Source organism: Pseudomonas sp. NPDC096917, from assembly GCF_044762555.1.
In the GTDB taxonomy this organism is placed as follows: domain Bacteria; phylum Pseudomonadota; class Gammaproteobacteria; order Pseudomonadales; family Pseudomonadaceae; genus Aquipseudomonas.
In genome coordinates, this window is sequence record NZ_JBIWEO010000013.1 from 111040 (window position 1) to 130893 (window position 19854).

The 19854-nt window shown below is 54.4% G+C and carries 23 protein-coding genes, 1 tRNA gene and 1 pseudogene; 12 read left to right on the top strand and 13 right to left on the bottom strand.

The features are described from left to right. Positions 1–45 precede the first annotated feature (45 nt). From ACIQYF_RS16620 to ACIQYF_RS16635, 4 genes are all read left to right on the top strand, one after another. Complete coding sequence (locus tag ACIQYF_RS16620; RefSeq protein WP_402863931.1) at positions 46–576, top strand: hypothetical protein; 531 nt, start codon at positions 46–48, stop codon at positions 574–576. A gap of 84 nt (positions 577–660) precedes the next feature. Then, complete coding sequence (locus tag ACIQYF_RS16625) at positions 661–852, top strand: PLDc N-terminal domain-containing protein (RefSeq protein ID WP_402863934.1); 192 nt, start codon at positions 661–663, stop codon at positions 850–852. A 315-nt stretch (positions 853–1167) separates the two neighbouring features. Continuing rightward, complete coding sequence (speE, locus tag ACIQYF_RS16630; protein WP_402863937.1) at positions 1168–2043, top strand: polyamine aminopropyltransferase; 876 nt, start codon at positions 1168–1170, stop codon at positions 2041–2043. A 326-nt stretch (positions 2044–2369) separates the two neighbouring features. Beyond that, the gene (locus ACIQYF_RS16635) at positions 2370–4451 is read left to right on the top strand and encodes an LTA synthase family protein (protein WP_402863939.1); all 2082 of its coding nucleotides are present in this window, start codon (positions 2370–2372) and stop codon (positions 4449–4451) included. 68 nt (positions 4452–4519) lie between these two features. Here the strand turns inward: ACIQYF_RS16635 and ACIQYF_RS16640 are convergent, their stop codons facing one another. Beyond that, positions 4520–4672 (bottom strand): DUF3309 family protein, encoded by a 153-nt coding sequence (locus tag ACIQYF_RS16640; RefSeq protein ID WP_402863942.1) that lies wholly within the window; start codon positions 4670–4672, stop codon positions 4520–4522. 193 nt (positions 4673–4865) lie between these two features. Between ACIQYF_RS16640 and ACIQYF_RS16645 the strand changes: the two genes are divergently transcribed. Continuing rightward, the gene (locus tag ACIQYF_RS16645; protein WP_402863945.1) at positions 4866–5198 is read left to right on the top strand and encodes a YnfA family protein; all 333 of its coding nucleotides are present in this window, start codon (positions 4866–4868) and stop codon (positions 5196–5198) included. A 174-nt stretch (positions 5199–5372) separates the two neighbouring features. Continuing rightward, positions 5373–5576, top strand: a complete 204-nt coding sequence (gene csrA, locus ACIQYF_RS16650; protein WP_402863948.1) for a carbon storage regulator CsrA — start codon at positions 5373–5375, stop codon at positions 5574–5576. Here csrA and ACIQYF_RS16655 read toward each other — a convergent pair. The 8 genes from ACIQYF_RS16655 to ACIQYF_RS16690 form a co-directional block, all read right to left on the bottom strand. Next, complete coding sequence (locus ACIQYF_RS16655) at positions 5573–5800, bottom strand: YheU family protein (RefSeq protein WP_402863951.1); 228 nt, start codon at positions 5798–5800, stop codon at positions 5573–5575. The genes csrA and ACIQYF_RS16655 overlap by 4 nt on opposite strands. A 96-nt stretch (positions 5801–5896) precedes the next feature. Then, positions 5897–6892, bottom strand: coding sequence for a glutathione S-transferase family protein (locus ACIQYF_RS16660; RefSeq protein WP_402863954.1), 996 nt, complete (start codon positions 6890–6892; stop codon positions 5897–5899). Positions 6893–6980: 88 nt separating this feature from the next. Beyond that, positions 6981–7982: a glycosyl transferase family protein gene (locus ACIQYF_RS16665; RefSeq protein WP_402863957.1), complete on the bottom strand. Its 1002-nt coding sequence runs from the start codon at positions 7980–7982 to the stop codon at positions 6981–6983. After that, on the bottom strand, positions 7979–8314 hold the full coding sequence (locus tag ACIQYF_RS16670) for a TusE/DsrC/DsvC family sulfur relay protein (protein WP_402863960.1): 336 nt from the start codon (positions 8312–8314) through the stop codon (positions 7979–7981). Before ACIQYF_RS16670 ends, ACIQYF_RS16665 begins: the two co-directional genes overlap by 4 nt. After that, positions 8311–8610, bottom strand: a complete 300-nt coding sequence (tusB, locus tag ACIQYF_RS16675) for a sulfurtransferase complex subunit TusB (protein ID WP_402863963.1) — start codon at positions 8608–8610, stop codon at positions 8311–8313. Before tusB ends, ACIQYF_RS16670 begins: the two co-directional genes overlap by 4 nt. After that, the gene (gene tusC, locus ACIQYF_RS16680) at positions 8610–8972 is read right to left on the bottom strand and encodes a sulfurtransferase complex subunit TusC (protein ID WP_402863966.1); all 363 of its coding nucleotides are present in this window, start codon (positions 8970–8972) and stop codon (positions 8610–8612) included. The genes tusB and tusC overlap by 1 nt, the downstream gene beginning before the upstream one ends. A gap of 1 nt (position 8973) precedes the next feature. After that, positions 8974–9366 carry a sulfurtransferase complex subunit TusD gene (tusD, locus tag ACIQYF_RS16685; RefSeq protein ID WP_402863969.1) on the bottom strand — a complete coding sequence of 131 codons (393 nt, stop codon included), beginning with the start codon at positions 9364–9366 and terminating at the stop codon, positions 8974–8976. Between the two features lie 112 nt (positions 9367–9478). Beyond that, complete coding sequence (locus tag ACIQYF_RS16690; protein ID WP_402863971.1) at positions 9479–10150, bottom strand: Bax inhibitor-1/YccA family protein; 672 nt, start codon at positions 10148–10150, stop codon at positions 9479–9481. Between the two features lie 243 nt (positions 10151–10393). Between ACIQYF_RS16690 and ACIQYF_RS16695 the strand changes: the two genes are divergently transcribed. Continuing rightward, positions 10394–10484 (top strand) — tRNA-Ser (locus ACIQYF_RS16695). Between the two features lie 343 nt (positions 10485–10827). Here the strand turns inward: ACIQYF_RS16695 and ACIQYF_RS16700 are convergent. Continuing rightward, positions 10828–11391, bottom strand: coding sequence for an RrF2 family transcriptional regulator (locus tag ACIQYF_RS16700; protein WP_402863974.1), 564 nt, complete (start codon positions 11389–11391; stop codon positions 10828–10830). 345 nt (positions 11392–11736) lie between these two features. On the opposite strand from ACIQYF_RS16700, the gene ACIQYF_RS16705 reads away from it, so the two are divergent. The 3 genes and pseudogenes from ACIQYF_RS16705 to ACIQYF_RS16715 all read left to right on the top strand — a co-directional run bounded on the left by ACIQYF_RS16705 (position 11737) and on the right by ACIQYF_RS16715 (position 13880). Continuing rightward, on the top strand, positions 11737–12939 hold the full coding sequence (locus ACIQYF_RS16705) for an NAD(P)/FAD-dependent oxidoreductase (protein ID WP_402863977.1): 1203 nt from the start codon (positions 11737–11739) through the stop codon (positions 12937–12939). A 64-nt stretch (positions 12940–13003) separates the two neighbouring features. Further along, positions 13004–13141: pseudogene (locus ACIQYF_RS16710) on the top strand (IS5/IS1182 family transposase); the annotation flags it as partial. Positions 13142–13580: 439 nt separating this feature from the next. Further along, positions 13581–13880 carry an RcnB family protein gene (locus ACIQYF_RS16715; protein WP_402863980.1) on the top strand — a complete coding sequence of 100 codons (300 nt, stop codon included), beginning with the start codon at positions 13581–13583 and terminating at the stop codon, positions 13878–13880. A 354-nt stretch (positions 13881–14234) separates the two neighbouring features. Here the strand turns inward: ACIQYF_RS16715 and ACIQYF_RS16720 are convergent, their stop codons facing one another. Together ACIQYF_RS16720 and ACIQYF_RS16725 are read right to left on the bottom strand one after the other, a co-directional pair. Continuing rightward, complete coding sequence (locus ACIQYF_RS16720) at positions 14235–15566, bottom strand: amidohydrolase (protein ID WP_402863983.1); 1332 nt, start codon at positions 15564–15566, stop codon at positions 14235–14237. 253 nt (positions 15567–15819) lie between these two features. Then, a complete protein-coding gene (locus ACIQYF_RS16725) occupies positions 15820–16626 on the bottom strand; it encodes a lipopolysaccharide biosynthesis protein (protein ID WP_402863986.1) in 807 nt (268 codons plus the stop codon). Positions 16627–17066: 440 nt separating this feature from the next. On the opposite strand from ACIQYF_RS16725, the gene ACIQYF_RS16730 reads away from it, so the two are divergent. After that, positions 17067–17498 (top strand): hypothetical protein, encoded by a 432-nt coding sequence (locus ACIQYF_RS16730; RefSeq protein WP_402863989.1) that lies wholly within the window; start codon positions 17067–17069, stop codon positions 17496–17498. A gap of 23 nt (positions 17499–17521) precedes the next feature. Here the strand turns inward: ACIQYF_RS16730 and ACIQYF_RS16735 are convergent, their stop codons facing one another. Continuing rightward, positions 17522–18418 (bottom strand): DMT family transporter, encoded by an 897-nt coding sequence (locus ACIQYF_RS16735; RefSeq protein WP_402863992.1) that lies wholly within the window; start codon positions 18416–18418, stop codon positions 17522–17524. Between the two features lie 98 nt (positions 18419–18516). Here ACIQYF_RS16735 and ACIQYF_RS16740 point away from each other — a divergent pair, with 98 nt between their 5' ends. Continuing rightward, on the top strand, positions 18517–19848 hold the full coding sequence (locus ACIQYF_RS16740) for a PLP-dependent aminotransferase family protein (protein WP_402863995.1): 1332 nt from the start codon (positions 18517–18519) through the stop codon (positions 19846–19848). The last annotated feature ends 6 nt before the right edge of the window (positions 19849–19854 follow it).

Below are 19854 nucleotides of genomic sequence, written 5' to 3' on the forward strand. Positions count from 1 at the left end.
GATATATCCTGCGCGCCCTCAATTTTCCTTGTGACAGGCCTGCCCATGAAAAATACTCTCGTTGAACTCATCAGCAAAATCAGCTCTGGGTGCATGGGCGACGACGAAATCGAAAAAATCGCTGATGAAGCGGCTCAGGCTTACGCCGATCAGGATGGGTTTCTGGCCGCTAACCCAGACATCAACTACGACGATACCTTTCCTATTCCGCTGGGCGAGTGGGTGGTAATCGGCAGCTTGCCGGAAACTGTTTTGTTTCAGGCCGATACCTACATGGATCTGTTTGCGCAGATCGTCGCCTCATTTGGCCCGGGCGTCACCTTCAATATCAAACCTAAACAGTTGGCCAAAACCGAAGCGTTGACCGCACTTAACCGCATCCAGATCCAGATGGGCAGCATGAACGCTGAAAACGGTGGCTATGTGCTGATGAACCTGAGCCAGCCATTGGATGATGAGATTCAACTGGTGCTGGTCTATGGCAATGACGTCGCTCGCGTGCTGGAGTTGTGCGCCGAAGTCGGTATCAGTGCCGCCCCTTCGCTGGAAGCACTGAAAGTAGCTGTTCACGTTTGATTTAGCCGCGCCTGCAATAAAAAACGGAACCCTTGCTGAGGCTGGCTATCCTAAGTGGACACGTATTCATTCGGGAGCATCATCATGGGTTCGACGTTTAACGGCCTGATTGGCCTGATTATTCTGGCACTGGATATCTGGGCCATTATCAATGTGCTCAAAAGCGGATCTGAAACCGGGATGAAAATCCTGTGGGTGCTGTTGATTATCTTCTTGCCGGTTCTGGGGCTGATCATCTGGGCCATTGCCGGACCGCGAGGCAATGTACGCCTATAAGTGGACGCGAATCCTGTAGCGAGCTTTCTCGCGATCTTTGGATCTCTTGAAGAGCGCGAGCAAGCTCGCGTTTACAGTTGGCCGTACGAAGTTCTCAAGCGAATAGCTTTGCATCGATCAGCGGCTTGTGACGGTTTAATTGTCCCCGTCCGCTGAGTTTGTCTGCGTCAAGGTTCCACCTGTCATGCTCCTCGACGTAGAATGCGCGCCTTTCTTGGGCAGTTGAAAGCGTGTGCCGCAACAGCGGTATGCGGTTTGGCTGTCGATCATGGGCGGGTGACCGTCCGTTGCCACCAGCATTCAAGGGGACTTCCCATGACCGAAGTGCTTAAAACCGACTATCTCGAAACCCTTTACGAAGGCTATGGCCAGCGTTTTCGCATGGACAAGCTGCTGCATGAAGTGCGCACCGAACACCAGCATCTGGTGATTTTCGAAAACCCGGTGATGGGCCGGGTCATGGCGTTGGATGGGGTGATCCAAACCACAGAAGCGGACGAGTTTATCTACCACGAGATGCTGACTCATGTGCCGATTCTGGCTCATGGGACGGTCAAGCGTGTGCTGATCATTGGCGGCGGCGACGGCGGCATGTTGCGTGAAGTGGCCAAGCACTCTGGTATTGAACACATCACCATGGTCGAGATCGACGGTACGGTGGTGGACATGTGCAAAGAGTTCCTGCCCAACCATTCCAAGGGTGCCTACGACGATCCGCGCCTGAATCTGGTGATCGATGACGGCATGCGTTTTGTCGCGACCACGGAAGAAAAGTTCGACGTAATCATTTCTGACTCCACCGACCCGATAGGGCCGGGCGAAGTGCTGTTCTCTGAAAACTTCTATCAAGCCTGTCACCGCTGCTTGAATCCAGAGGGTGTATTGGTGACGCAGAACGGCACGCCGTTCATGCAATTGGACGAAGTCAAAACCACCGCCGGGCGCATGCGCAGCCTGTTCGCCGACTGGCACTTCTATCAAGCGGCCGTGCCCACTTACATCGGCGGCTCGATGACGTTTGCCTGGGGCTCGACTACCAACGAGTACCGCAAGTTGCCACTTGAAACGCTGCGTCAGCGTTTCGCAGGCAGTGGCATCGTGACCCGTTACTACAATCCGGAAGTACACATGGGTGCGTTTGCTTTGCCGCAATACGTATTGCAGGCTATCTGCAAGCCAAGCAACAGCTAAAATGTCGTAACAATACGAGAGGGCCGAAAGGCCCTTTCTTATGTTTCAAAATATGCTGTGCACGAAATTTTCACGTGCTGTTTAAGACAATTTGCCTGCAAAATTTCGGCGCTGCAGCTGTTTCAAAGGCACTTCTCTGGAGCTTTCAGATAAGTGCAGAGCCAAATCCTGGGTATTAAATGGTGCTGCATCAGTGGGAAACCATCGATGATCGTGCAACATTTGCCCGCCCGCGCATGACAACTGTGCACGTGTGCCCACCCGTGCAGGTGCTGCTCATGTACAGAAACGTCACTTCAACTTGAACCAATGGGTCCTACAACGACATGGCAAACCCGGACGCCCTAAGACAACAGAACGCGGCCTCGCGTCTGTTGCAACCGACCGTCAAATCGCATCTGGCATTTACGCTGCTCAGTGCCTTGATCATGATGCTGATGTTTACCCTGTTGCGGGTGGCATTGCTGGTCTACAACCGGGAAATGATCCTCGATACCCCGGCCTCGACTTTCCTTGAAGCATTCGCCAACGGCCTGCGCTTTGACCTGCGCATCGTGGTTTATCTCAGTATTCCTTTGCTGCTGGCGCTGCTCAGTACGCACGCCATGAAGTGGCGTGGTGTCATGCGCTTCTGGCTGACAGCCACATGCAGCCTGGCGCTGTTTTTGGGCCTGATGGAGATGGACTTCTACCGTGAGTTTCACCAGCGCCTCAACGGGCTGGTCTTCCAATATGTGAAGGAAGACCCGAAAACCGTTATGAGCATGCTCTGGTACGGCTTCCCGGTTGTGCGTTACCTGCTGGCCTGGGCTGTGGGTACGGTCATTCTGTACTTTGCCTTTAAAGGTGCAGATCGCTTGACCCGTTCGCAGGCAACTGGGGCAGTTGCTGCGGGCACCACAGGTGCTGTAGCGCCTTGGTATACGCGTACCGCGGTGTTTGTGGTGCTGTTGCTGGTGTGTGTGGTCGCAGCTCGCGGCACACTGCGCCAAGGTCCTCCACTGCGTTGGGGTGATGCCTACACAACGGACTCCAACTTCGCTAACCAATTGGGGCTCAATGGTTCCTTGTCGCTGATTGCAGCGGCGAAAAGCCGTTTCTCCGACGAGCGCAGCAACATCTGGAAAGCGACTCTGCAACAGCCTGAGGCTCAACAGGTTGTGCGCGACATGCTGCTGACCGAGAACGACAAACTGGTCGATCCGAACACTGCAGCTGTGCGTCGTGATACAACGCCGTCGGCTGAAAAAACCCTGCCGATCAAGAACGTTGTCGTCATCCTGATGGAAAGCTTTGCCGGCCATTCGGTGGGCGCGCTGGGTCGTCCGGGCAATATCACACCTTACTTCGACAACCTGTCTAAAGAAGGCTTGTTATTTGAGCGCTTCTTCTCCAATGGCACGCATACCCACCAGGGCATGTTCGCCACCATGGCGTGCTTTCCGAACTTGCCAGGTTTTGAATACCTGATGCAAACCCCGGAAGGCAGCCACAAGCTGTCCGGCCTGCCGGAGCTGCTGAGTGCGCGCAAGTTTGATGATGTGTATGTATACAACGGTGATTTTGCCTGGGACAACCAGTCAGGTTTCTTCAGCAACCAGGGCATGACTAACTTCGTTGGTCGCAACGATTTTGTGAACCCGGTGTTCTCCGATCCTACGTGGGGGGTGTCTGACCAGGACATGTTCAACCGCGGCCTCGAAGAGTTGAAGAAGCGCGAAGGCAAAGAGCCGTTCTATGCGTTGCTGCAAACCCTGTCCAACCACACGCCGTACGCCTTGCCAACTCCATTGCCGGTTGAGCCGGTGACCGATCGTGGGTCGTTGAACGAGCATTTGACTGCGATGCGTTATTCGGACTGGGCATTGGGTCAGTTCTTCGAGAAAGCGCGTAAAGAACCGTACTTCAAGGAAACCTTGTTTGTAGTGGTCGGTGACCACGGTTTTGGTAACGAGCAACAGATCTCCGAGATGGACCTTGGCCGCTTTAACGTTCCGTTGCTGTTGATCGGGCCGGGCATCCAGGAGAAGTTTGGCGCACGAGTTGACACCGTAGGCACTCAGATCGACATTGTGCCGACCATCATGGGCCGTCTGGGTGGCGAGTTTCGTCAGCAGTGTTGGGGGCGTGACCTGCTGAACTTGCCGGAAGGTGACAAGGGCACAGGCGTGATCAAACCATCGGGTAATGATCAGACGGTGGCCATCATCAATGGCGATCATCTGTTGGTTCAGCCTAAAGATATGCCGCCCAAGGTCTGGCAGTACAACTTGGGTGCTAATCCAACCGCTAAAGTAGTGACCGATTCGCCAGACGAAGCGGAGCTTAAAAAGAAGCTTGAAGCCTTCTTGCAGACGGCGACCAAAAGCTTGCTGGATAACACGGCGGGTGTTGCCGATCCAAAGTAAGTAATCGTTCAATAAAAAAGAGACCTAAAGGTCTCTTTTTTATTGCTGGGCAATAAAGCCCTGCAGCGCTAGATTTTACCGAGTAAGAGCAGTATCAACAGCACAACCAATACGGTGCCGATAATGCCGGACGGGCCATAGCCCCAGCTTTTTGAGTGAGGAAAGACAGGGAGTCCGCCCACTAGCAGCAAGATCAGGACGATCAGAAGAATCAGGGTCATGACTATTTCCTTATTGAGTTATTTCAGAAGGCGCGGCGTTCAGTGGGTGTTTTAGCCACAGTTGGTGCGCTCTTATAAAGTCCGACTTGTTCAGTGCGAGAAAAATTCAATTTTATTAATCAAATAGTTGGACCTTGCCTGGTCATTAGCGCGCGGGTAGGGTGGCGCGCTTGCCTCTTGAAGGACGTATCGCATGCTTAATTATGTTTGGTTTTTTTTGGCGGCTCTGTTTGAGATCGCTGGGTGTTACGGTTTCTGGATGTGGTTACGTCAAGGCAAAAGTGCGTGGTGGGTGGTACCCGCCGTCTTGAGCCTCGCGGTGTTTGCCTTGCTCTTGACCAAGGTTGAAGCGGCCTATGCAGGGCGAGCCTATGCGGCCTATGGCGGGATTTACATCGTGACGTCTATCGCCTGGTTGGCGGTTGTTGAGCGTGTTCGGCCGCTGGGCTCTGACTGGATTGGGCTTGGTCTGTGTGTGATTGGCGCAACGGTTATCTTGTTCGGGCCACGTTTTTCAACGCCATAACAGACATTTGCCCTTGAGGAAGCGCATTCGGTCATTGGTATGTAGGTCTTTTCATATTTTTCTGTAGGGCTTCAGATTGAAAAATGTAGGTCTGTGCTGAATTGTTGCGTAGGGATTGAAGTAGCGTTTTGCGCGGTTCAGTCTGTGTTGCAACCTACACAGAGGATGAAAGCCATGCAGGTATTGACGCGCGTAGCCGGCGAACACTTTTCAATTGGCGAAGACATTACCGTGAGTGTGATTGGCGTAAATGGCAGCTATGTTCGGTTGGGGATTGAAGCTGCGAAGAATGTCAGTGTTCACCGGGCCGAAATTTATGAGCGGATAAAAAACCACTGCACTGGACATTTGACGATCAAGCCCCTTGTTAAGCGTTAATCAAAGAACTCTTTTGGCACCATGTGCTTGGGCATCAGTTGGCATTGCTGACTTTCAAGGTCGAAGAAAATCACCGCCTGCCCTTTGCTCAAGGCCTGGCGAACACGCAGGACGCGCGCCTCTTGAGGCGTGTCATCGCCATTGTCGGTGCCATCGCGACTGACGAAGTCTTCAATCAGGCGGGTGAGGGTGTCAGGTTCAAGCTGGTCGTAAGGAATTAGCATGGGGCATTCTCGTAAACAGTGCGGGCGATGCTACTGGCCTGGTACGCCTGCGGCTAGTCCTGCAGCTTCGTACCCGGCCAGATTTTCTTCACGCAGTCATTGTTGCCAGATACCGCTGCCCGCCAGTCGGGCACGATCATGGCGTGTGGTGAAGTCCAGTGCCGGGCCTTTGGGGATGATGCCTGTAGGGTTGATCGTGCGGTGACTAGCGTAGTAGTGACCTTTGATGTGGGTAAAGTCCACGGTTTGGGCTACTCCCGGCCACTGGTAAAGCTCGCGCAACCAGTTGGAGAGGTTTGGATAGTCGGCGATACGGCGCTCATTGCATTTGAAGTGGCTGTAGTACACCGCATCAAAACGAATCAAGGTGGTGAATAGTCGTACGTCGGCTTCGGTAAGGTGTGCGCCAGCAAGGTAACGATGCTGCGTCAGGTGAGCCTCCAGATGCCGCAGTTCGCGGAACACGTCCTCAAATGCTTGCTCGTAGGCCGACTGTGATGTGGCAAATCCGGCGCGATAGACTCCGTTATTCAGTGCTGGATAAATGCTGTCATTCCAGCGATCGACTTCAGCGGTTAACGCTTGGGGATACAAGTCCAGCGTGTTGCCGGTCAGCTCATTGAAAGCGTTGTTGAACATACGAATGATGTCTGCGGACTCGTTGCTGACGATGCGCTGGCGTTGTGTGTCCCACAGCACGGGCACGGTGACGCGGCCGGTGTAGTCGGGTGTGTCCAGAGTGTAACGCTGGTGCAAAAAGTTCAGGTCGTCCAGGCGGTCACCCGTTGAGCCAAAGGCTTGGTCGAAGGTCCAGCCATTTTCCAGCATTAACCAACTGACCACTGAGACGTCGATCAGCGATTCGAGGCCTTTGAGTTGGCGAGTGATCAAGGTGCGGTGGGCCCACGGGCAGGCGAGAGACACATACAGGTGGTAGCGACCGGCTTGTGCTGCAAAACCGCCTGTACCCGTTGGGCCGGGCGAGCCGTCGACAGTCACCCAGTTGCGCCGCTGTGCCTGCTCGCGCTGGAAGCTGCCGTCTTTGCTTTCGTACCACTGGTCATGCCAGCGTCCATCAATCAACAGGCCCATAGAGTTCTCCTTGGTCGTTTTGCTTTGGAGTCCAGTCTAAGGGCCTGAGTTCGAACGAATAGCGCAAAACGTGGGCTTTAACGATCGATTAAATCGATTTGTCGCGATTGCCCCAATAACGCTGTGCCAATTCGAACGCTTGCTCTCGCGGCGTACCCAGCCCACGTAGCGCCAGGGCCATGGTCGAGAGCAAGGCCAGATGCGGGTAGCTGTCTTCGACGTCGCCACGCCACAGCGCTTTAAGGTGTTCGGGGTCAAGCGAAGCAGGCTTCACATGACGCTGAGCGGACAGCGCAGGCCACTCTTCATCCCAATGGGCGCCTGCCGTTGTGCCATATAGATGGCTGGCTGAGTCGGGGTTGATTTCGATTTCGCCGCCATCGCCTTTAACCACGATACTGGTGTCACCCAACAAGCCGCTGGCTTCGCGGTGCACGCTTTGGTAGCCCGGGTGGAAGATGCTCTGCAGGCCGCAGCGCGCGCCGAGCGGGTTCAGAATGCGGGCTAATGAATGAATCGGCGAGCGCAGGCCAAGGGTGTTGCGCAGATCAATCATGCGCTGCAGTTGGGGAGCCCAATCCTGCAATGGAATGAATGCCAGGTGGCCGGCGTCCAGCGCAGCTTCAACGCTTTGCCAGTCGCGGCACAACGGGATACCCAGCTCGCCAAGCAATTGCTCGCTGTACAGTCGGCCAGCCGTGTGGGCTCCACCACCGTGCATCAAAATACGCACACCATTTTGCGCAAGGCATTTGGCGGCCAGCAGATACCAGGGCAAGTGGCGCTTTTTACCTGCGTAAGTTGGCCAGTCAATGTCGACGTTGATCTCAGGCGCTGTCAGACGCTCACGCACGGCCTCGGCGAAACCTGCCAATTCCTCGGGGCTTTCTTCCTTATGCCGCAGCAACATCAGGAAGGCCCCCAATTGCGTTTCCTCAGCTTTTTCGTCTAGCAGCATGCCCATCGCCTCACGAGCTTCTTCGCGGGTCAAATTGCGGGCGCCACGTTTGCCCTTGCCCAATATGCGCACGAACTGCGCGAAAGGGTGTTCTGCGGGTGTTTCGAGGGTCAATGCACGAGGAGTAATCATAGGCAATTGGTTGGCTTTGGCAGGCCCGCCAGCTTGGCGGCGAGTTTGGCGGGAGTACCATTGAACAGGCGGTTGAGGTGCATGCTGTTGCCTTTCTCGGGGCCAAGCTTGAGCGCTGTGTACTTGATCAGTGGGCGCGTGGCTGGTGACAGCTCGAACGCCTGATAAAAACTGCGCAGCAGTTCAAGGATTTCCCAGTGATCGGGGCTTAACTCAATGTGCGCTTGTGCGGCCAGTGCTTCAGCAACCTGGGCAGACCAGTCATTGAGGTCGAGCAAATAGCCGTCTTTATCCAGCGCTATTTTTTTACCGTCGACGGTGAGCGTATTCATAGCCAGCTATTGACCTTGTCATAGTGAATCGACAGTTCGACGAAGCCTGGATAGTCAACGCAGGTTGCCCACGACGGGCATTCAAGATTGCGCGCCAGAAGGTCTTCTTCGAGGACAAAGAGCTTGAGTGTGTCGCTCTTTTCTTCAAGGCCTTTGAGAATGCTGCCATGAGGCTGAAACGCGTAGACCGCATCACCGCAGAGCAGCAGCGCGTCATCCGTGCCCACTATGCGCAAGCAGCTGCCTAGGCGCGTGTCTGAAAAGGGCGAGTGACTCAGGACGTGTAGGGTCGACATCAGAGGGTAATCACTTGGTCAAAACGGTCAATAAGAATGCGAACTTCATCTGCTGACAATGCCTGTACGTCGTCGACTGCAAGGTCTGTGGGCGACATTCCACGTTCGGCCATGCTGTGGTGACAGGCATAGACATCATCCACCCCAAACAACGACAAGGCTTGTAGATTGGCCATAAGGTTCTTTTGTTGAAGTGCGGCGGCGTTTTGGTTGGGCGCAAGCTGAAACACGCCGTCGTCCATGAACATGAGGCCAATTGGCAAGTCAAATGCGCCGCCCGCCAGCACAATATCTAGCGCTTCTTTAGCACTTGGGCCCGACCAGGGAGCCTGACGGCTGATAATCAATAGCGACTTAGGCATCTCAAGGCCCTCCGAAGCAGATCAGTCGATCAGCCGATTGAATGGCGTCGTGCAACTGCCCCAGACCAGACAGTTCCCACGGTGCTTTGAGATTGACTGCCGGACGCTGATAGCGCTCAGCTTCATCCTCGTTCAGCACCCCGCGGCGCAGAGCTGCGGCAATGCACACCACCCCATCAAGCTGGTGGTGGGTGACGAACGCAGCCCACTGTTGCGCGAGGTCTAGTTCATCTTGTGGCGTGACGACATTGCTTGAAGCGCTGTGAACACCCTCTTGATAAAAGAACAGCCGCACAATTTCGTGACCGCTCGCCAAGGCCGCCTCAGCAAAACGCAGAGCGCGGCGAGAGGAGGGCGCATGGGCGGCTGAATAAAGGGCAATGGCAAATTTCATGATGGGACTCTGTCAGCAAATCTGCGGCAATGATAAAGCCAGATGCCTAAAGATGCTTGCCGCGGGCAACAAAAAGCCCGCAGAAGCGGGCTTTTTGTGTCGCGGTTGTCAATCAGTCATCGCGGCTCATGATGCCGAAAATCTGCAGCAGGCTGATGAACAGGTTGTAGATCGATACATACAGGCTGATGGTAGCCATGATGTAGTTACGCTCGCCGCCATGAATAATGGCGCTGGTCTGGAACAAAATGCAGACCGAAGAAAACAGCACGAAGCCAGCGCTGATGGCCAGTTGCAGGCCGCTGATCTGGAAGAAGAAACTTGCCAGCGTAGCGCCCAGCAGGACAAAGAAGCCGGCGGTGATGAAACCACCCAGGAAGCTCATGTCCTTGCGAGTGATCAACACATAAGCAGACAGGCCACCAAACACCAGGGCGGTCATGGCAAATGCCGAACTGACCACCTCAGCGCCGCCCTGCATGCCCAGGTAGCGGTTAAGGATTGGGCCCAGCAAAAAGCCCATGAAACCGGTCAAGGCGAAAGCAGACACCAGACCCCAAGCCGAATCGCGCAGCTTGTTGGTCAGGAAGAACAGCCCGTAAAAGCCTATCAGTACCACGAAAATATTGGGATAGCCGACACGCATCTGCTGTGCGACATAAGCCATCACACCGCTGAAAGCGAGAGTCAGGGCCAGTAAACCGTAAGTGTTGCGCAGGACGCGGCTAACCTCTAGCTGCTCGGCCTGCACGCTGCTATTAACTGCGTAATCCTGTTCGCGCATGGCGAAACTCCTGTGGTTTGAAATGTTAAGTAGCAAAGATCATAGCAGAGGCTCTGAAACAAGCGATCAAGAGAGTTTGACAACGTGTTTCATTCGGGTATTATGGCGCCCGCAACAACGTTAGGAGGTGTGGCCAATTGGTCTAAAGCTACAGTCTTGAAAACTTCGACTCTAACAGGTCACAGAGTTTTTATATAAGGCTGGCACTGGCTGCATACTAAACACCTAACACCAGCAGCATCCGGGAAATTGGCAGAGTGGTTGAATGCACCGGTCTTGAAAACCGGCGTACGTTAATAGCGTACCCAGGGTTCGAATCCCTGGTTTCCCGCCAAACACAATAAAAAAGGGCTTAGAGCGATCTAAGCCCTTTTTTGTGGCTGCTAATCCGTAAAGACCCGGTCAGCTGTGAATTCCCCCAATTTGCAAGCCTCGGTTTCAGTGCTGTTTACCGCCATTAGGGTGCGATGAAGCTCAAGACACCTGCCACGATAGACAGTCCCGTTTTGTGCGCCTGTAAAACCCGTTGACAGGAATTTTGCCGGAAGCAATGAGGCATTGGCCCGCTTCGCAGCCCCTGAGTGGCTGCGCTCCTCGGTATTCAGGGGGGATGGATGGGCAGGCATAGCAGCCCCTTACATCAAGTGCTGTACTTGCTCCTTGAGATCGCCGATTACTCAGTCCGAAATGTTGGTCACTTGGATGGTCCGGTCGTCAGCGGTCTGCGCGCTGCTTTTCTTTTCTCGACGATCGTTTATCCATTTGCCTACCTGGGCCGGGAAATCAGTTGGAGATTTTCGTCCGACCTTTCTTGCAAGATCGAGAATGGTTTGTTGGGCGAGGGCTTCTTCCATGCGTTTCTGTGCCGTCATCATCGCCGCGTGAACCGAGCAATGGCCGTCTAGCGCCCAGGCAGGCGGAGAGCCTTCGAACAGAGCGCAGCGGCCACGAATCTCCCTGCAATCGAAAATGAGCCTCTGGCCGTCGATGGCGTTGACGATATCAAGAATGCTGATTTCATCAGCAGGCCTCGACAGCTTGAACCCACCACGCACGCCTTCTGTTGCTACGACCAGTTTGGACTTGGCCAGCTTGGTGAAAATCTTCGCCAGGTAATCCAGAGGTACGCCTTGCAATTCTGCAAGATCACGCACGCTCGCCTCACGGCTTTCGCCGCCATCGCCCACCAAAAAAATCAGGCAATGAATGCCGTACTCAACGCCCGCGCTGTAAAGAGACATTTGTATCTCCGACCGAATTAGTCGCACATGTTAGCAGCGATCCGTGAGGGGGGGCAATGATCCTCGCACGCTGTGACAGGGGCCTTTCTACCTTCAAGGATCACTTGGGCGCCTAATTTTGTGCTGAAAATGGTGTATTAAGTAGCCAATGATCAAAAATTTTCCTCGTAAATTCGCTCGTATGGCTGGTGGAAAATATCTTGTCATTTAAAACTACGACCAATATAGTCGCCGTTCCAAGGCTTCTACGGTGGCTTTTTTCCAAGATCGCCTTGCTCCGGCGTCACGTCCGCTACTGATAAGCGTGACTCTTTAACCAATTCATGACTTCACCAGGGGTTAAAAATGAAACAGCAGATTCTGATTATTGGCGCAGGTTTCGGTGGTATGTGGACGGCTTTGAGTGCCACGCGCCTGTTCGACATTCATGGTCACAACGACGTTGATGTGACCGTGCTGGCCCCTCAGGCCGAGTTGCGCATTCGTCCGCGCTTTTACGAGCCTGATGCGTACCGACTGGTCGCGCCGATTGGCGAGCTGTTCGATGCGGTAGGTGTCAAGTTCATCAAGGGAGCCGCAGAGACAATCGACGTTCAGCAAAAATGTGTCGGTTACATCGATGCCTCTGGCAGCAAGCAAGTGCGTAGCTACGACAAACTTGTTCTAGCCACTGGCAGCCGGCTCGCGATGCCCAACACTCAAGGTGTGGCTGAATACGCCTTCGATGTGGATCAGATCGAGCAAGCCGTGCGTTTGGAGCACCACCTCAAGTCCCTGGCAGGCCTTCCAGAAAGCAAAGGCCGCAATACTGTCGTGGTTGCTGGCGGCGGCTTCACAGGTATCGAAACAGCGACCGAAATGCCAGCTCGTCTGCGGGCCATACTAGGTGATCATGCGGACATAGAAGTGATCATCGTGGATCGTAGTCAAGAAGTCGGGGCGTCAATGGGAGCCGAAATCAGTAAGTCGATCGCCGAGGCCAGCGATGAGCTAGGGGTGAATTGGCGCTTGAAATCGTCTGTGGTAGCAGTCGATGAAAATGGGGTAACCCTTGACGATGGCCAGCGTATTGAAGCAAAGACTGTGGTCTGGACCACTGGTGTGCGGGCCAGCTCGTTGACCGAGCAGATCCCGGCTGAACGCGATTTCCTCGGTCGTCTGCATGTGGATTCCCATCTGAAAGTCATCGGCCAGCAAGACATCTTTGCCACCGGCGATGTTGCTTACGCAGCCACAGATGACCTTGGCAACCATGCACTGATGACTTGCCAGCACGCCATCGTCCTGGGCCGCCACGCTGGCAACAACGTTGCCGCGCAGATTTTAGGTGTGGATCCGATCTCGTACAGTCAGCCCAAGTACGTCACCTGCCTGGACTTGGGGGGCTGGGGGGCGGTCTACACCGAAGGATGGGATCGCCAGGTCAAGTTGACCCGCCAGGAAGGTAAATCGCTCAAGACGCAGATCAACACGGTGTGGATCTATCCTCCGGCCGCCAACCGTGATGCAGCGTGGGCAGCGGCGGATCCATTGATCCCCATTGCCTGAGATGCTAGCCCTTGGAGGCGTTATCTTGATAACGCTTGCTTCTGAAAAACCCTGCGGCTTTGCAATGCCCCGATTGATGCTCAGTGACGAGCTTTGGCCGAAGCTGGAAAAAACTCTGCTTGAACAAGCGATTTATCACAAGCCACGCCTGCGGATGACAGTTGAGGGAATGCTTTACCGAATGCGCACGGCTTGCCTGTGGCCGTTGAGATTACCGGTGGTGACATCCCATCATCGAGCAACTCCCCCACGAAATCGCGGCCATTGAAGCCGAGCCGAAGGCGTTGAATCCGCAGGCTGCGCAAGCTGAACCACGCAAGCAGCTCAAGCGTGTTTCCTTCTCCAGTACTGGAGTGCTGTTCGATCTGGTAGGCCTGAGTGCTTGGCAAAGGGCAGCTAAAGAAGCCATGAGCAACCTGGGGCTCGCGACGCTTGTGAAAAGCCTCCCCTCACAGGGTTCCCGGCATCATATTTAGTGAACGCTTCACGCGCGTGCCGGTCAACTTCATACCACCCCAGCGAGCGCATAGCGGGGGGGACTTCTCCATCAAGCCAGCCTGACTGGGTTAGCGATGTATGCCCAATATCGCAGAGGATTAATCAACACAACCTCTGAGCTACGACTATCGAGGGAATAAATGATGACTTGCAAGAAACAACTAGCCGCTATATCAATCGGGTTGCTTTGCTCCCTATCCAGCCTTTCCTACGCCGCTGATGAGCCTAGCGTGACGCTGAATCGATCAGGTGTCGGAGCAGAGGAGTTGAAGGTTGGGGACGTAGCCCCCGATGAGTATCAACGTGAAAGCCTAGAAATCAAAGATTGGAAAAAACACAAGCTTCAAGCGCCTGGGGAACACGAGCAGTGGGTGGAGGCCAAAGGCAAATATATGTTGATTAGCGTCCCTACCGGAGCGATTAAAGAGATAGTCAACAAGTAATCCAGTGACCAGTGGTCTGCAGCTGCGGCTTCTTTCAGAGCGCACGCATTTCTCGACCAGAGCAGTGCTATTCCATAGAAAAGCCCGCTCTAAGCGGGCTGCGTGTCGATCTATGCGGCTATGGCGGGAGAGAGAAGACCAGATACAAGAAGCCCGGCGCTGGGCCGGGCATTTGCTAATGCACAAAAAACCGTTATTCCTGCCATCCGTGATTAAAGTGTTTTAATAACAATCAGTTGTGGCGTTATACGGTCGAACAGGGCCTAACAAGGGCGCAAAGTGTTTAAATCAATGCGCCCAACAGCTCAAAAGTGCAACGACCTTGAGGCGCGTTGCTCCCAGGCGAAAGGGGCTTCAGGACTTTTCGGCGACCCGCTCAGGATAGTTGAGCACAAATTGGACATGAGCTTTTACACCCGTGGCCAAGGTCGCGTCGTCTACCGTGAAGTAGGGGCTGTGATTATTGGCAGCCTTTTGCATGTCCTGATTTTCAGGCGTTGCCCCAAGAAACACAAATAGACCCGGTACCTTTTCTGCATAGTAGGAAAAGTCCTCACTCGGTGAGAGGGATGACTCCAGGCGCTCAACTTTGCCCGGTGCAGCCAGCTCCAGTGCAGGTACCATGGCTTCAGTCAGTGCAGGATTATTGGTAGTGACCGGGGCATGGTGCACCAGCAGCAAGTCGGCCTTGGTCTCGTAGGCGCTGGCAATGCCGTTCACCAGTGGCGGCATTTTCTGCAGCATGGTGTTGCGTATCGCTGCATTATTGGTGCGAATGGTGCCAGTCAGTTCAACAGTCTCGGGAATGATATTGCTCGCCGAGCCGGCATTGATTGTGCCGACACTGATCACGCCCATGCCTTTGGTCAAGTCTATTCGACGGCTTACCAGTGTCTGCAGGCCACTGATGATGCTCTCGCTGGCGATTATTGGGTCAACCCCGCTCCATGGCGCGGAGCCATGGGTCTGTTGGCCTTTAAGGATGATGCGGAAGGCGTCGCTGCTGTTGAGCACTGTTCCGGATTTGTAATACAGGTGGCCGGTCGGGTAACCGGCCATGACATGAACCCCGAATACAGCCTCGACCTTCGGCGAGTCCAATGCCCCGTCGCGGATCATTGCCTGCGCACCAATCACCGCATCGGCCTGGAATTCATCCACGTCGGCCGCGCCTTCTTCGGCCGGCTGGAAAAGAAAAACCACCGTTCCGGCAACCTCGTCGCGATGCCCTGCAAGCACTTTGGCCGCGCCCAGGAGCATCGCCGTGTGGGTGTCATGCCCACAGGCATGCATAACCGGCACTGTCTTCCCCAAGCGTACCCCGGTTGCCGTGCTGGCGTATGGCAAGCCGGTCATTTCCTTGACGGGGAGGGCATCCATGTCGGCGCGCAAGGCCACTACCGGGCCGGGTTTACCGCCTTTGAGCACGCCGACCACGCCCGTCTTGCCTATGTGAGTGCGCACCTCTAGCCCTAGTGCCTCGAGCTGCTGCGCAACCAGTGTGGACGTTTTCAACTCACTGTTGCCCAACTCGGGGTTCTGGTGAATGGTGTGGCGCAGCTCAATGACTTCCTGGTTGACCGAGGTGACTGCGGGGTCGACCCAGCTGAAATCGGAGGCTTGGCAGAGGCCTGCCGAAAAGGTGCTCAAGAGGGCGACACAAAAAGGGGAGGACGGTAGACGCATCGTGTGTTTCCGTGAAGGCCTAATTATTATTCATGGGGTGCGGTGCTGTGGCCGCCGCACAGGGTAGGTCGATGTGGGGATGAGGACAAACGGATGTAGCCGATAACCGCACGCTATCGCCTCTGGGCGGTCTTTGCGCAATGCTAAACACCGATAGAGCCCGCTTTTAGCGGGTTTTGTCGTTTCAGGGGGGGGAGAAAAGAGTGCTCGGGAGCGTGATCGCCGTGTCAGTCACACCGAAGGCGGCGATGCATTAACGTTTAGATGCTTTCGCCGGTACTCGTTTTTTAACCTCTTCAATCGAGATATACGGGATGATGCTGAAAGGCAGCTTGGAGTGAGCGGACAAGTTATAAACACTGAATTCAGGACTTATGACTTTCTCTGCCATTAACTCAAATGACGGGATAATGCGAGATTCTAAATGTTCATCCAGCACACACGGCGATTTTACAGACTCGACTGTTTCATAGAAGCGCCCTGTTTCAGGGCATAAATCTACGCCGACCATGAACACCTTGTTAAAGCCCGCATGGTAGGCAACTTGCAAAGCGAGGTAGGCGACCGTTCGAGCATCGAAATAGCCCTCGCTCAAATCCTTGCTGAATCCGATGGTGCTGTTTCGGCGTTTATGGAATTTAGAGCGGCGTATCAGGTTGGAAGATACCCCTGAAAACAGGTCTTTCCAGGTGGTTTTTGGCGCTTTTTTCAAGGCGTAAAACTCGCCAGCCGGGACCGGGATGTTGTGCTGCGTGTAGTCTTCTCGCAGCACGACTCTCTGGCTTTGCGCCAATGCTGCGTGGAATAACCGGGTTTGCTGGGTAAAGAAGCCTGAGTCGGTGCATACGTAAAAATAAGGGCTGACTGGCGTGTCCAAGAACATCGAAATGGCGCCATTTACCACAATCATAGGCACGTGCTGGAATTCACAGAACGGGAAGTCTTTGGCTGATGCGCCAGAAGCAATGATAAACACAGCCCCCTCTGCAATATTTCGGCATTCAGAAAGGTCTGACGGAACAGCTTCTGGGAAGGGCAGGTATTTACTGGCAGTGCTCATAGCTTTCAGCCCTCGAGAGCGGAAACTGAAAAACGATACTTCCATACGCACAAGCAATATGTAGTACATATCTATTATAGATGTAGGAAAAGAGCTTTATGTATGAAGATTCTGTCAGTTATCCCGGATAGAGGTAGGCCGCATCTGTGGCGTGCGCCTTGGGTGCAACATCATAGGGTGATGCTTGAGTTGCTCCATAAGATTTACCGAAATTTTCACAAATGTTAAGAAGTGTGGTTTTTCTTAACAAAGCAAAATAAATCTCATTGATGGTAGGTGGCACGTCGTTACCGGGCCTGTCAGTTCTGACTGATGAACGGATCTGTTTATGGGGTTTACACTGATTAAAGACAGTTCATAAAAATGGTTTTTGCAAGCTCTCGCACTGAAATGAGGCCCTATTAATATTATTGCCCCTGAATCCTGTTGTCGGTAAAAGCATGGCAGCGGCTTTAAATAATACAGTGTCAAAACTTATTGAAGACGCGCGTTTAGAGGTGGATGACCCCTTTCATAAGCAAGTTACGATTGATGCTGCTTTGGTCTGCAAACAGCTGTGGTTACAATGTGGAACATGGCTAAACCACGAGCGAAGCTTGTACTTGTGCGCACTGGTATTTAACCGGTTCTCTGAATGGACACTTGCCATGGAAGTGATCAAAGAGGCGGTTAACGTGATTGCAACTAATGGTTCAGAGGAGGTTGATAAAGCGTTTTTGCTGTTGGAGTACTCCAAGGCTCAGCAAGGTCTCGGGAATTTAGACCTCGCTAAACAAAAGCTTGATGAGGCGGATCAAATAGCGACGGATTTTGATCCGTCTCTTTATCAATGGTTTTCAGCGCGGCGCGCCAAGGTCGTTTCACCCGAGTAAAACCATGGTTCCACAAGGTTTTTTTACCTCGTAAACCTTTTAGCCGCAATCACGCACACGATCACCGCGCCGGTGATGCCAAACATGCCGGCAGTAACGGTTTCATGCACAAAGGTTGCGGCCAGGACCAACCCAAAAAAGGGTTGTAGGAGTTGAAGTTGCCCCACGGCGGCAATGCCCCCCTGGGCCAATCCGCGGTACCAGAAGAAAAAACCAATCAACATGCTGAAGAGCGAGATATAAGTCAGGCTAAACCACGCAGGCGTGCTGATCCCTGCAAATGAGGAGGGCGCTAAAACCACAGCCAGTGTTGCTGTGACGGGCAACGACAATACCAGCGCCCAGCAAATAACCTGCCAGCCGCCCAATGTTCTGGATAGTTTTGCGCCTTCGGCATAACCCAGGCCGCAGACCAGAATCGCCACAAGCATCAGAAGGTCGCCCTTTGGTGACGCGCTCAGGCCTTGCGACAGGGCAAACGCCACCACCAGCGCGCTGCCCAGGATTGAGAAAAGCCAGAATGCCGGTCGCGGACGTTCACCTGCGCGTAGCACGCCAAAGGCTGCCGTCGAAAGCGGTAACATGCCTAGGAAAACGATGGAGTGTGCTGAGGTCACATATTGCAGCGCCAATGCGGTCAGCAATGGGAACCCCACGACCACGCCAACTGCCACGATCAGCAGGGGAGCAAGCTGGCTTGGATTCGGGCGTGTGGCCTTGAGTACCCACAAAATGCACAGCGCCACCAGGCCCGCGATGGAGGCCCGGGCAAAAGTCAGGAAAACCGGGTCAAACGCCATTACCGCCACGCGTGTCGCGGGCAATGATGCGCTGAATATCAACACGCCGATAAAACCATTGATCCAACCGGCAAGATTTTTCTCAGTCGATTGGTTGGGCAGGCTGGAGGTACGTTCCATCGGGTCTCACGCTCAAGGCTAATGGCTGGATTGCATTGCACTGATCCTATGGCTGAAGATTGATGACAATCAAAATATTGTCATGGATACATCCTTCTATGCCTCCTTCCCGATACAAGTTGCTGGTTGACACGTTTGCCGCTGACATTCGCTCAGGGCGATTGCTGCCGGGCACACGCCTGCCAACCCATCGCCAACTGGCCGCGACACAAGGGTTGGCGTTGGTGACAGCGAGCCGGGTATATGCAGAGCTTGAGGCCATGGGGCTGGTCAGCGGTGAGACCGGGCGCGGGACTTTTGTCAGAGAGACGTCGCTGCCGCCGGGGCACGGGATCGACCAGCCCGATGTGACGGCAGGCATGCTGGATTTGAATTACAACTACCCGTCCGTGCCGGGGCAGGTCGATTTGTTGCGAACGGCCTTGCGCCAACTTGCGTTGTCCGGCGATCTGGAGTCGTTGTTGCGCTATCAGCCCCATGGCGGACGCCTGCACGATCGAGCCTCAGTGGCGCGGCACTTTTTGACCCGGGGCTTGAACATTCCTGCCGAGCAAGTCTTGATCGTCAATGGCGCACAGCATGGGTTGACGGTCGTCCTGATGGCACTGTTAAAACCCGGCGATGTCGTGGCCGTCGATGCGTTGAGCTATCCGGGGTTCAAGGCGCTTGCGCAAACACTGCATCTGGAAGTGCTGCCTGTACCAACCACTGACTGCGGCCCCGATCTCGACGCGCTTGAAAAACTCTGTCGCGGCCGTTCGGTCCGCGCGGTGTACAGCATGCCGACCTTGCATAACCCGCTGGGTTGGGTGATGGGCATTGAGCAACGCCAGCAGTTGGTGTCGATTGCGCGCAGGCATGATCTGCAGATTATTGAGGATGCGGCCTACGCTTTTCTCGTGGAAAACCCACCGTCTCCGATAGCGGAACTGGCACCGGAACGCACGGTTTACGTGTCCGGATTATCTAAAAGTATCGCTGCAGGCTTACGTGTCGGTTACATCGCGGCCCCCGCCCATATGATCGCGGCCCTGGAGCGAGTTATTCGCGTGACCGCCTGGAATACTCCTGGCGTCATGACCTCGATCACCTGCGCGTGGCTGGATGATGGAACAGTGGGCCAGTTGGAGGTGCAAAAGCGCAAAGACGCACATGCCAGGCAGCTCATCGCTGATGAGTTATTGGCGGGGCTGCGCACTGTGCGCCATCCGTGTTCCTACTTTGTGTGGCTGCCTCTGTCAGACGATGCCAGGGCCGAGCAAGTCGTGATGGCCCTCATGCGCGAGCAGGTTTCGGTCTCGTCCGCGCAGCCGTTCGCCACATCGATTCATGTACCGCGCGCCATTCGGCTGGCGTTGGGCTCGGTCGATCTGGAGTCACTGCGTGAGGGGCTGACGAAGGTGAAGTGGGTGATTGACGCGCATTCGTAGTACGCC

Coding starts and splice junctions, on each gene's coding strand:
- ACIQYF_RS16620 (WP_402863931.1), top strand. CDS start 46: ATGAAAAATACTCTCGTTGAACTCATCAGCAAAATCAGCTCTGGGTGC.
- ACIQYF_RS16625 (WP_402863934.1), top strand. CDS start 661: ATGGGTTCGACGTTTAACGGCCTGATTGGCCTGATTATTCTGGCACTG.
- speE (WP_402863937.1), top strand. CDS start 1,168: ATGACCGAAGTGCTTAAAACCGACTATCTCGAAACCCTTTACGAAGGC.
- ACIQYF_RS16635 (WP_402863939.1), top strand. CDS start 2,370: ATGGCAAACCCGGACGCCCTAAGACAACAGAACGCGGCCTCGCGTCTG.
- ACIQYF_RS16640 (WP_402863942.1), bottom strand. CDS start 4,672: ATGACCCTGATTCTTCTGATCGTCCTGATCTTGCTGCTAGTGGGCGGA.
- ACIQYF_RS16645 (WP_402863945.1), top strand. CDS start 4,866: ATGCTTAATTATGTTTGGTTTTTTTTGGCGGCTCTGTTTGAGATCGCT.
- csrA (WP_402863948.1), top strand. CDS start 5,373: ATGCAGGTATTGACGCGCGTAGCCGGCGAACACTTTTCAATTGGCGAA.
- ACIQYF_RS16655 (WP_402863951.1), bottom strand. CDS start 5,800: ATGCTAATTCCTTACGACCAGCTTGAACCTGACACCCTCACCCGCCTG.
- ACIQYF_RS16660 (WP_402863954.1), bottom strand. CDS start 6,892: ATGGGCCTGTTGATTGATGGACGCTGGCATGACCAGTGGTACGAAAGC.
- ACIQYF_RS16665 (WP_402863957.1), bottom strand. CDS start 7,982: ATGATTACTCCTCGTGCATTGACCCTCGAAACACCCGCAGAACACCCT.
- ACIQYF_RS16670 (WP_402863960.1), bottom strand. CDS start 8,314: ATGAATACGCTCACCGTCGACGGTAAAAAAATAGCGCTGGATAAAGAC.
- tusB (WP_402863963.1), bottom strand. CDS start 8,610: ATGTCGACCCTACACGTCCTGAGTCACTCGCCCTTTTCAGACACGCGC.
- tusC (WP_402863966.1), bottom strand. CDS start 8,972: ATGCCTAAGTCGCTATTGATTATCAGCCGTCAGGCTCCCTGGTCGGGC.
- tusD (WP_402863969.1), bottom strand. CDS start 9,366: ATGAAATTTGCCATTGCCCTTTATTCAGCCGCCCATGCGCCCTCCTCT.
- ACIQYF_RS16690 (WP_402863971.1), bottom strand. CDS start 10,150: ATGCGCGAACAGGATTACGCAGTTAATAGCAGCGTGCAGGCCGAGCAG.
- ACIQYF_RS16700 (WP_402863974.1), bottom strand. CDS start 11,391: ATGTCTCTTTACAGCGCGGGCGTTGAGTACGGCATTCATTGCCTGATT.
- ACIQYF_RS16705 (WP_402863977.1), top strand. CDS start 11,737: ATGAAACAGCAGATTCTGATTATTGGCGCAGGTTTCGGTGGTATGTGG.
- ACIQYF_RS16715 (WP_402863980.1), top strand. CDS start 13,581: ATGACTTGCAAGAAACAACTAGCCGCTATATCAATCGGGTTGCTTTGC.
- ACIQYF_RS16720 (WP_402863983.1), bottom strand. CDS start 15,566: ATGCGTCTACCGTCCTCCCCTTTTTGTGTCGCCCTCTTGAGCACCTTT.
- ACIQYF_RS16725 (WP_402863986.1), bottom strand. CDS start 16,626: ATGAGCACTGCCAGTAAATACCTGCCCTTCCCAGAAGCTGTTCCGTCA.
- ACIQYF_RS16730 (WP_402863989.1), top strand. CDS start 17,067: ATGGCAGCGGCTTTAAATAATACAGTGTCAAAACTTATTGAAGACGCG.
- ACIQYF_RS16735 (WP_402863992.1), bottom strand. CDS start 18,418: ATGGAACGTACCTCCAGCCTGCCCAACCAATCGACTGAGAAAAATCTT.
- ACIQYF_RS16740 (WP_402863995.1), top strand. CDS start 18,517: ATGCCTCCTTCCCGATACAAGTTGCTGGTTGACACGTTTGCCGCTGAC.